This window comes from Aeromonas sp. R1-1, from assembly GCF_040908495.1.
Taxonomy (GTDB): domain Bacteria; phylum Pseudomonadota; class Gammaproteobacteria; order Enterobacterales; family Aeromonadaceae; genus Aeromonas; species Aeromonas veronii.
On sequence record NZ_JBFODV010000033.1, the window covers coordinates 1 to 10,188 of the forward strand.

Genomic DNA, 10,188 nt, shown 5'->3' on the forward strand with positions numbered 1-10,188 from the left:
GAGTTACCCCCGCAGTGTGAAGGCAAGACCACAAAAGTATGCGGTGCAAAAAGCCAATAAAAACAATGCCAGTCAGGCTTAACTGACTGGCATTAAGGCCTGAGCCTCCCGTTTACGTTCATATCAGCCCTGTTACGGGATGAAGCGTTACAGAGTAAAGCGATAGAAGATATCGACCGCCTGAGCCACCCCGCTCATCGCTTGCAGATAGAGCCGTGGCAATACCTCGTAGCGCAGCTTGAATTCGGCGATGGGGCTGAAAACCCCGACCCCGTACTGGAACTGCAAACCCGGCAGCAGATAGGCCGACAGAGTCACCTGGGTGTTGTCACCACTGCCCGCGGTATCGAGGGAGACATCGCTCATCCCCAGCGACTCGCCGATACTCGACACCACGCCATTGGCCTGATTGACCGCACCGGCTACCAGCAGGCCGTTGAAACCGCCATCTTCTCCGTTGGTTTGCAGCCCTTTGCCGCGCAGCAGATAGGAGAGCTGTTCCGACTGCGCCATCTGCGGCTCGGAGTAGACGGTGATCTCCGGCTTGCTGGCAGGGCCGGTCACCCGCACCCCGACCGTCACCTGACCCTCGATGGTATCGGGATCCCGGTTGGCTTCGATGTTGAGGAACGGCCGATCCAGCGGACCGGAGAAGAGGATCCGCCCCTCCTTGATGATGAGGTTCTGACCATAGGCCTTGAAGCGGCCGTTGGTCAGCACCAGCTGGCCGTTACCTGCCAGCGGCTTCTCGGGATCCTGACGGATATTGAGGTCGCCCGAAACATCGGTCTTCAGCCCCATGGCATCGAGCTTCACATCGTTGCCAAGGCGGATCGCCACCTTCATCGCCAGCGGCAGGCTGGCCTGCTTGGGAGCCGGGGGCAGGTCGTCATAGACCACAGTCACATCGTCTGAGACCGCCACCGCCGAATCCGGCAGGCTCTTGACCAGAATACGTGCCCAGGGAATATCCACCTGACCGGTAATGCGGGTCTCCTCACCCAGCGACACCGCGATATCGGGCGAGACTCTGACCCGACCCATGCCCGGATATTGCGCTTCCAGATCCTTGCCCTGAATGGTGAGGCTGCCGCTGACCGGCATCTTGGCCCAGCTGAGCCAGCCGCCCAACGCCAGCGGCCCCTTGCCCACCAGCATGGAGCCATCGAGCTCGGCGCGGTTGCCCTCGATCTTGAGGCGGGTCACCAGCTTGGTCAGGGTCACCATGTCGGAGTGGGTCTGCACTTCACCGTCACGCAGGTTGAGCTGGCCAAACAGCAGGGGCGCCGCCAGGGTGCCGTCAAAACGGGCATCGGCGGAGATGATCCCTTGCAGGGAGCGCACCTCAGGGATGAGCGGCGCGAAGGTATTTAGCTTGAGGTCGTCAAACTTGAGCTGACCACCGAGCAGACCGCGACCGGCGGGCTCCTTGATCAGCAGATCGGTATCGATATTGCCGATCTGTTTGGAGGCAAAATCGAGGCGAATGGCCGCCTGCTGCCGCTCGAAATCAAGGGCCAGAGCCAGCTGCTGATAGTCGGTCTTGAGGCCATCGGCCACAAAAGTGCCCGGCGTGGTACGCACCACCGCATGCAAGGTAGGCTGATTGCCACGCCAGCTGGCACGCCCATCGGCCGAGAGCATCGCCTGCCAGCGGAAGTTGTCCGGCAACCAGGGCCGCAGCCGCTTGAGATCAAACTCGCTCAGGGCAAACTCCAGAGTCCCCTGGGCAGCGGAAACCTGACTCCCCTTGACGCAGAGGCTTGCACCCTGGGAGCCGAGGCAGAGATCCCCCATCGCCAGCCGCTGACGCGGCAGATCGAGATCCAGCGCCCAGGGGGAGCTCAAGTCCCAACGGCGCAGCGGGGTTTTCAGCTGCAACTCGGAGAGCGCCCCGCGCCAGTGATCCCCCCGCACGCCGCCACCCAGTTTGAGGTTGGCCGCAACAGGGTCACCCTTCATGGTAAGGGTCAACAGATGCTGACTGATATCGCCGCTGAGGTTCAGGGCCAGCTGGCTGAGCTTGGTTTCGCCCTGTTTCAGCTGTGCCACCAATAACGCAAGCTCACCGGCCGGTCTGGCACCGATCACCGCATTGCCCTTGAGGCTAATGCCTTTCAGGTCGGTGCCGGCATAGTAGAGCCGCTCGGAGGCCAGATCCGCATCGATTTTTGGCGTCTGCTGATTGCCACTGACCTTCACCAGCCCCTTGATATCCCCTTTCAGGCCGGGATAGATGCCCCCCAGCTGGGGAGCCTGCAGGTTGGCATCGAGCTTCCACTGGGCGCTGCTGATACTGCCCTTGGCCTGCAACTGGTTGGGGCCACTTTGGAGCGAGAGCGCCGGGATCTGCCACTCCATCTTGTCGTTGCCGCTGAGCTCCCCCTTGAGGGCCAGCGGGTACTGGTTGAGCTTGCCATCCACCTTGAGCTTGGGCAGTTTCAGCTCCCAGTGGCCCGCTTCGTTCATCACGAAACGGCTCTCCAGCTCACCGGCCAGCGTCCCTTTCAGCTCGGGCAGCAGCTCGGCCGGATTGATCCCCTTGAACAGGGTGGTCCCCTGCCACTCGATCCCCTTGTTCCAGGCGAGCTTGCCATCGAGTTTGAGCTCCCCCTTGAGGGCGTTGAGCTGCAAGGCGATCTTGCTGAGCCGCTCCAGATCCCCCTTCCCGTCCAGCGCAAGCTTGAAGGGGGGGACATCGGTTCCCTTGCCGGAGGTATTGAGGGCAAACTGGTAGCCGGAGAGCTTGCCCTTGGCGGTCAGGCTCCCCTTGTCCAGCCGATAGCTTGGCTCATCTTTGGTAGGCTTATGAAATGGCCAACCGAGGCTCTTCCAGTCGAGGGTCAAATCAAAAGGGAGATCCGGGTCGAGAGCGGCCAGCGAGCCCTTGAGATTGGCGACGACCGGTCCTTTGGCCGACAACGCCAGCCCCAGCTTGCCGACCGAACCGCTCAGCGCCAGCGTGGCCTGCTCATCCTGCAGCTCGCCATCCAGCAGCCCCTTGCGGGCCTTGGCATCCAGGGTCACCGCCAGCGGGTAGTCGTCACTGAGCTGGATGTGGCCCTTGAGCGCCAGATCGGCCATGGCGTGGCGCAGCGAGAGCTCGCGCACCTCGATGCGATCATCGACGGCGGTGGCCGACAGCAGTAGCTTGTCGAGCCCTTCGATCAGCTCGCCCTGCTTATATTGCACCCGGGTCGCGCTGACCCCTTCCAGCTGGATGGGGAAAGGAAGATGAATGGCGGGCAGGAGAATGGGGGCTGCCTTTGCCGTGTTCGCAGCTGGCGTCCCTTTGCCCTGTTTGACGGTCTTGGCGCTGGCCTTGTCGTTGCGCGCCACAGCAGCACCGGCTTGCTTCTCGTTAGCGGCCGGCTGCTTGGCAGATTTGGCTGTGTTGGAAGATGCCGCGTCATCCAGCGTCACCTTCAGGTTATCGAGCACCGGGCCGCGTACAATCAGCCCCTTGCGGTTGAGGGTGGCGCCGATATCGAGGGACCCCAGGGTCACGGCCACGCCAGGCACTGCCAGATCGAGATCGGCTACCTTGAGGCTGTCGACCTGGATCTTGAGTGGCAGCGGGCGCCAGACAAAGGGTTCGGAAGGCTCTTCCGGCGCAGGCTCGGAGTCGGCTACCTTGACCACCGGATGGGTCACCGCCAAGGATTTTATCCAGAGCTTGCCCTGCAGCAACTTGCCGAGATCCCAGTCGAGCACGGCGCGATCGACCGTGACATCCACCAGATCATCCTGCCAGCCGGCCCCTTCCAGGGTCCAGCCGTAGCCAAGCTGACCGGCCACCAGCTCCCCCTTGAGAGAAGGCAGCGCTCCCTTGGCCTGTTGCCACAACCACTTGTTGCCCTGATGGGTAAAGCCCAGCAGGCTGACGCCGATGAGCAGCAGGAACACCAGCCCCATCAGCCAGAGAAAAATACGTTTTAGCCAGATCACAATGCAGACCCCCGCGCAAGATACAGCCGCAGCGGCCAAAGAAAAAAGCGTTTAGACAACATCATAATTCAGGCCCCAATGCGAAATGCAGCCGCAAGGGCTTGTCCTCCTCCGATACCCCGACCGCCAGATCCAGCCTGACCTGACCGATGGGGGTGACCCAGCGCACACCGACGCCAGTACCTATTTTCCAGGGCTCGCTGTAATCGGTGGTGGAGGTACCGCCATCCACAAACATGGCCCCCAGCCATTTCTCGCTGAAGCGGTAGTTGTATTCCAGACTGGCCACGCTGGTGTAGCGGCCACCGGTCAGCTTGCCATCCGGCCCGGTGGGGGAGATGCTCTCGTAACCAAAGCCGCGCACCGTCTGATCGCCACCGGTAAAGAAACGCAGAGAAGGCGGCACCAGCGAGAAGCTGTCACCTATGATGGCCCCCTGCTCGGCCCGCATCAGGAATCTGTGGTTATCGCCAAGAGTTCGCAGCCACTTGCTGCGTCCCCACACCCGCATAAAGCTGATGTCGGAGCCCCATCTGGGATCGGAGAACTCCAGCGTCAGCTGCTGGCGATCCCCCCAGTCAGGCACCAGAGTGCCGCGCACCCGCAGTCGGGACCAGGAGACCCCAGGGATCAGCAGCAAACTGTTCCCCTCGTCGGCGCCCTGGGTATAGATCTCGTTCTCCAGCCGGATAAAGACGTCCCGATCCCAGCTCTCCGGTCGCCGCGTCCAGCGGTGCACACCGATGGTGGTAAGATCGGAGCGGGTATCGTTGTTGTCCTTGTACTGGTAACCGGTCTGGATGGAGTAGTAGTCCCGCAGTGGGTTACCCACCGGGATCTGATAGTCGAAGCTGAGCTCTGCCTCCGGCGCCGACACCTTGGCGGTGGCAAACAGACGATGACCATAGCGGTTGACCCAGGGCTTCTCCCAGGTGGCACTCATCCGCGGGCCTACGTCGGTGGCGTAACCGATACCTGTCTCGATTTCGTGATCGACCCGGTTATCCAGCGTCACCGCAATGGGCACCCGATAGTTGCTCGCCTCGCTCAATACCGGCTTGATATCGACCTGACGGAACAGCTTGGTGGAGGAGACATCCTGCGACATCTCGGCCAGACGGATGGCGAGATAGGGGTCGCCGCTCTTGATGTTGATAAGCGGGCGAATAAGGTGAAGCGCTTCGGGGGTGGCATCGTAGCGGATCTCGCCAAAACGGTAGCGATGGCCCGATTCGAACAGAATAAAGATCTCTGCCGTCCCCTTGTCCGGGAACACCTTGACCTGACTCTTGCTCAGCTTGGCATCAAAGTAACCGCGGGCCAGCCCGAGGCTGCCCAGATCCGCCTTGATGGATTCATATTTGGCGTGGTTGAGAGGCTCCCCCTCTTTGAGGGGCAACTTGTCCAGCAAGGCGCTGTAGAGCTCGTCGCTGCCCGCATCCCCCTCCAGCAGAATATCGAGGCGGGAGACGATGACCGGCTCCCCCTTGTCTACCTCAATCACCACTTTGGACGGGGTTTTCTTGTCGCGGCTCAGGGTGATTTTCGGCTGGTAGTAGCCATAAACCTGCAGCGCCTTTTGCACGCTCTCGGTGATTTTGGCGCGGGCAGGACGATACTGGCGCTCCTGATAGACCGGCAGGGCATTGAGGTAGGCTTCAACGTTATCCTTGTTCTCCCCTTTCAACCCCTTGACCTGATAGGTGAGCTTGGCGGCAAACGCGGGCGAAGCCAGCAGCGACAGCAACAGGCCCACCCCCAGTACCCGCAGGCCGCGGCGAAACGCAGGGCCGGACAGTGAACGCCCTGCCAGCAGGGATGAAATGCATCCTGTCAAAGGTCAATATTCCTGAATCTGTGGTGAAGGAAACCAGCGCCCTTTCGGGCCAACCCCGAATGCGGCGCAGCACGTCATGCAGTGCATGGCCGCGACACAAAAATGCGCGCCAGAAAAATGGCGAACCTTATCCTAACATAGGCATCGGCCAGCGACAGCGCAGCACCATTGGCAAATTCGCCATATCTTTTAAGAGGTTGACCACAAATCACACATTTTGGTGACAATGACGCCGCCCGCTTTCCCGATGGAAGCGAATTGACCTGCCCTGAATAAGGCTCACCCCACCATCAGGCACCATTTGTCACCTCTCCTCCTCTCTTTACCAGCAGAAACCCACCACGACAGAGTTTGTCGGCATCACCCCACCCTCACCGTTTAACAGGCCCGGCACACGCCAAAGCCAGCCGTAGCGGGTGATTAAGAATTGCTCGTTCAGCGCAATCGAATTATCCCGCTGCCTTTGCAGCCGCCCCTCCCTCACACTTGAACCATCAACTGAAGGAGACACATCATGCATGCACGTAGCGAACAGATGGCTGACTATATTGCCGATCGTCTCGAGTTCATCACCTTTCTCGCCTGTTGCAGCGCCCTGCTGGCCCTGCTGACCGGCATGAGTGGTCAGCAGGCGCTGGCTTTTACCGCCCTAAACCTGCCGTTTGGCCTCGGCATTCTGCTGGCGATGGCGATGCTGGCCCCCCTGCCCGTCCACTGGCGGCTGCCGGGCATCACCTTGCTGCTGGCAGGTTGCGCCCTGATGACCCTGCAACTGGGGGGAGAGTGGCTCAATCCGCTGGCCATCTGGAGCCTCTACGCCCTGCTCGGTCTGGAGATCATCTGGCAAGCGCGTCCCCGCGCCATGCTGGCCACCCGCGCTCGCCAATAATACGGCCGATAAAGGGCGGCTGTGATGGCTGACGCCGGTGGCAAATTGGGGTACTCTTGCGCCCCCATTTGCTACCACCCTTGGCGTTAACAACCTTCGCCATTACTCCCAGGAGCGCCCCGATGAAAAAAGCCTGTGCCCAGCACATTCTGGTCAAGACCGAAAAACAGTGTCTGGAGATCAAGGAGAAGATCGAGAAGGGAGCCGACTTCGGCCAGATGGCCAAGCGCTTCTCTACCTGTCCCTCAGGCAAGCGTTTTGGCGATTTGGGAGAATTTTCCAAGGGAGATATGGTGAAAGCATTTGACGATGCCGTCTTCAAGGGTGAACTGCTCAAGGTGCTGGGGCCGGTGCGCACCAAGTTCGGCTTTCATTTGATCAAAGTGCTCTATCGCAACTAAGTCATCGCAACTGACCATTTTCTCGGTGAAGCTCCCGTCAGGCGGGCTTCCTCGACCTCTGAATCTCCCTCGCAAAACTAACCAAAACCACGCCAAACTCTCATCAATTTACTAACGTTATCAGGCAATTAAGTTTATCCTTCTCGGCATTGTCCACATTCGACGATGGATCCCGTGCTATGCCCTGCTCTTGCTTGTGGCCCCTGCTGGCCTGGTTACTCCCGCTCGCTGGCGCCCTCGGCAGCCGCTTTCATCTCTGGCCCTGGTGGATCGGTTTTGCGATCTGTCTCATCGGAGCCCTTGTCTCCCTGATCTTGCTGGTGCGTCTGCCCTGGAGCCGCAACCGCTACGCCAGCGTCCTCGGCGCTTTGCCGCTGCTGCTGCCGCTGACCTTTGTGGCACAGGCGCTGCGGATGCCGCTGATCAACGATGTGAGCACAGATCCCTACAATCCCCCCCAGCTACGCTGGGCGGCAGAGCTCAGAACGGCGCAGGATCTGCCAATAAATAGCGCACCGCTGAAAGCAGTTGAGGCAAAACCCGGTCCTCTCTTTACCAGGGCTTCTCCTGCCGAAGTGTTGATTGAAGCCAGCGAACTGATGCAGGAGCTGGGCTGGCAGGTACGACCCAGCCCGGATGGTCTGGATGCGGTGGTTACCACCGGCTGGTTCGGCTTTCAGGATGATGTGGCGCTGCGGGTCTTTACTGGCCCCAAAGAGACCCGCATCGATATGCGATCGGCCTCCCGTCAGGGGCAAAGCGATCTGGGCACCAACCGGGCGCGGATCGAGGATTTCCTGATCCGCCTGAATGAGCGCCTCGGCCAGGCCTACAAACCCAATTTGAAACCGTAAGTGTGAAACAACAAGAAGGTAACTGATGCGCGTTGAGGTCAAACCCGACCGGGAATATGCCTGGTTTATCCGCCCCTTTTTCTGGCTGCAAAAGCGCAATTATGGTCAGGTGCTTATTCCGGGCAAGTGCTGGGGCCGCTCGCCGCGCCTCTTTGCCGCCGTCGCCACCCTCTACGGGGTCATCAACCGCAAGCGCTCCCCCATCGACCCCGTGCTGCGCTCGCTGGTGACGGTGCGGGTCTCCCAGCTCAACTGGTGTCGTTTTTGCGTCGACATCAACGCCATGACCCTGGTAAAGAGAGCTGGCTCCAGCGAGAAGGTGGAGGCGCTGGCCAACTGGCGCGAAAGCCCCTTGTTCGACGAGCGGGAAAAAGCGGTGCTCGACTACACAGAAGCGATGACTGGCCTCGATGGGGTGAGCGATGAGCAGGCGGCCCGCCTAAAACCCTGGTTCGATGACGACGCTATGGTGGAGCTGACCGGTCTTATCGCCTTTCAGAACATGTCGGCCAAGTTCAACGCGGCCCTCGATATCGCGCCGCAGGGCTTCTGCCAGCTGCCGGTGCAACTGGAACGCCCTGCCCAGCCAGACAGCAAGGACGCCTGATGAACCGGACCCGCCTGCTGCTTGCGCTGGTGATGGGGGGCCTTATCGGCACCTTTTTTGCCCTCGATCTCGGTCGTTACGTCACTCTGGACGCCTTGCAGGCCCAGCAGGCGGCAGTGGCGCAATGGGTCGACAGCCACTTTGTCTCGGCCAGCCTGCTGTTCGTGCTTATCTATGTGCTGAGCACCGCCCTCTCCCTGCCCGGCGCCAGCTTGCTCACCCTGGGTGGCAGCGCTGTGTTCGGCGTCGGCTGGGGGCTGCTGCTGGTCTCCTTCGCCAGCACCCTAGGCGCAACCCTGGCTTTTCTCAGCGCCCGCTTTCTGCTGCGCGACTGGGTCACCGCCCGCTTTGGCGACAAGCTGGCCACCTTTCAGTCCGGCATGGCGAAGGAGGGGGCCTTCTATCTGCTGAGCCTGCGCCTCATCCCCATCTTCCCCTTCTTTCTGGTCAATCTGCTGATGGGGCTCACCCCCATCAGAGTCAGCACCTACTACTGGGTCAGCCAGCTTGGCATGCTGCCTGGCACCTTCGTTTATGTGCTGGCGGGCAGCGAGCTGGGCCAGTTGACCAGCACCGGCAATATCCTCTCCCCCGGCCTGATGGTCGCGCTGACCCTGCTGGGGCTGATGCCCTGGCTGGTCAAGAAATTGACCGCACACCTTGCCCAACGGCGCCTGCTCTCCCCCTACCGCAAACCCGCTCGCTACGACTACAACCTGCTGGTGATAGGTGCCGGGGCAGGTGGGCTGGTTACCAGCTATATCGCGGCAGCGGTGAAGGCCAAGGTGGCGCTCATCGAGAAACACAAGATGGGGGGAGATTGCCTCAACAGCGGCTGTGTCCCCTCCAAGGCGCTGATCCGAAGCGCCCGCTTTGCCGCAGAGCAGCGTAAAGCCGACGAGCTGGGCTTTAGCCCAAGCCACTCCCGCGCCGATTTTGCCGCCGTGATGGAGCGGGTATCGGAGGTTATCAAGGAGGTCGAGCCACACGACTCCATCGAACGCTATCAGGGGCTTGGAGTGGAATGCATCGAAGGGGAGGCGCGGCTGGTCTCTCCTTGGGAGGTGGAGGTTAACGGCCAGCGCCTTGCCAGCCGCCATATCGTTATCGCCACCGGCGCCCGGCCGCTGGTGCCCAAGCTGCCGGGGCTGGATCAGGTGCCTTACCTCACCTCGGATAGCCTCTGGCAGCTGCGCACCCCGCCGCGCCGCCTGCTGGTGCTGGGCGGCGGCCCCATCGGCTGCGAGCTGGCCCAGAGCTTCGCCCTGCTCGGCATTCCCGTGACCTTGGTGGAACTCTCGGAGCAACTGCTGCCCCGCGAAGATAGAGAGGTAGCCGACGCCCTGGCCGGGCAGATGAGCCGAGATGGCGTGCAGCTACTCACCGGCTGGCGCGCCGAACGAGCCGACTATCTGCCCGCCGCCGATGGGGATCTCCCCATCCGGCTGCAACTGCGCCGGGGCGATGAGACGCAGGTGGTGGAGGGGGATCAGCTGCTGCTGGCACTGGGTCGGGTCGCCAATGTGAGCGGCTTCGGGCTCGAAGAGTTGGGAGTCGAGCTTGCCCCCCGCGGCACCATAGCGGTCGATGGCTTCCTCGCCACCAACTTCCCCAGCATACTGGCGGTGGGAGACGTAGCGGGCCCTTACCAG

Annotated in this window: 7 protein-coding genes; 5 read left to right on the forward strand and 2 right to left on the reverse strand. The window is 61.2% G+C overall.

Going from position 1 to position 10,188, the window contains the following annotated elements; all coding sequences use genetic code 11:
• Positions 1-147 precede the first annotated feature (147 nt).
• Together AB5Y92_RS01350 and AB5Y92_RS01355 are read right to left on the reverse strand one after the other, a co-directional pair.
• On the reverse strand, positions 148-3,948 hold the full coding sequence (locus AB5Y92_RS01350; protein WP_201986468.1) for a translocation/assembly module TamB domain-containing protein: 3,801 nt from the start codon (positions 3,946-3,948) through the stop codon (positions 148-150).
• 61 nt (positions 3,949-4,009) lie between these two features.
• A complete protein-coding gene (locus AB5Y92_RS01355) occupies positions 4,010-5,785 on the reverse strand; it encodes an autotransporter assembly complex family protein (RefSeq protein WP_005334265.1) in 1,776 nt (591 codons plus the stop codon).
• A 514-nt stretch (positions 5,786-6,299) separates the two neighbouring features.
• On the opposite strand from AB5Y92_RS01355, the gene AB5Y92_RS01360 reads away from it, so the two are divergent.
• The 5 genes from AB5Y92_RS01360 to AB5Y92_RS01380 form a co-directional block, all read left to right on the forward strand.
• Positions 6,300-6,674 (forward strand): hypothetical protein, encoded by a 375-nt coding sequence (locus AB5Y92_RS01360; RefSeq protein WP_058056020.1) that lies wholly within the window; start codon positions 6,300-6,302, stop codon positions 6,672-6,674.
• A 122-nt stretch (positions 6,675-6,796) separates the two neighbouring features.
• Positions 6,797-7,075 (forward strand): peptidylprolyl isomerase, encoded by a 279-nt coding sequence (locus tag AB5Y92_RS01365; protein ID WP_040066119.1) that lies wholly within the window; start codon positions 6,797-6,799, stop codon positions 7,073-7,075.
• A gap of 179 nt (positions 7,076-7,254) precedes the next feature.
• Positions 7,255-7,929 (forward strand): DUF1499 domain-containing protein, encoded by a 675-nt coding sequence (locus AB5Y92_RS01370; RefSeq protein WP_368225247.1) that lies wholly within the window; start codon positions 7,255-7,257, stop codon positions 7,927-7,929.
• Between the two features lie 25 nt (positions 7,930-7,954).
• A complete protein-coding gene (locus tag AB5Y92_RS01375) occupies positions 7,955-8,536 on the forward strand; it encodes a carboxymuconolactone decarboxylase family protein (protein ID WP_368225249.1) in 582 nt (193 codons plus the stop codon).
• The coding region (locus tag AB5Y92_RS01380; RefSeq protein ID WP_368225251.1) for an FAD-dependent oxidoreductase at positions 8,536-10,188 on the forward strand (1,653 nt) is incomplete at its 3' end. The genes AB5Y92_RS01375 and AB5Y92_RS01380, both read left to right, overlap by 1 nt.

Excerpts from the sequence above, each read along its gene's own strand:
- AB5Y92_RS01360 (WP_058056020.1), top strand. The coding sequence starts at position 6,300 with ATGCATGCACGTAGCGAACAGATGGCTGACTATATTGCCGATCGTCTC.
- AB5Y92_RS01365 (WP_040066119.1), top strand. The coding sequence starts at position 6,797 with ATGAAAAAAGCCTGTGCCCAGCACATTCTGGTCAAGACCGAAAAACAG.
- AB5Y92_RS01370 (WP_368225247.1), top strand. The coding sequence starts at position 7,255 with ATGCCCTGCTCTTGCTTGTGGCCCCTGCTGGCCTGGTTACTCCCGCTC.
- AB5Y92_RS01375 (WP_368225249.1), top strand. The coding sequence starts at position 7,955 with ATGCGCGTTGAGGTCAAACCCGACCGGGAATATGCCTGGTTTATCCGC.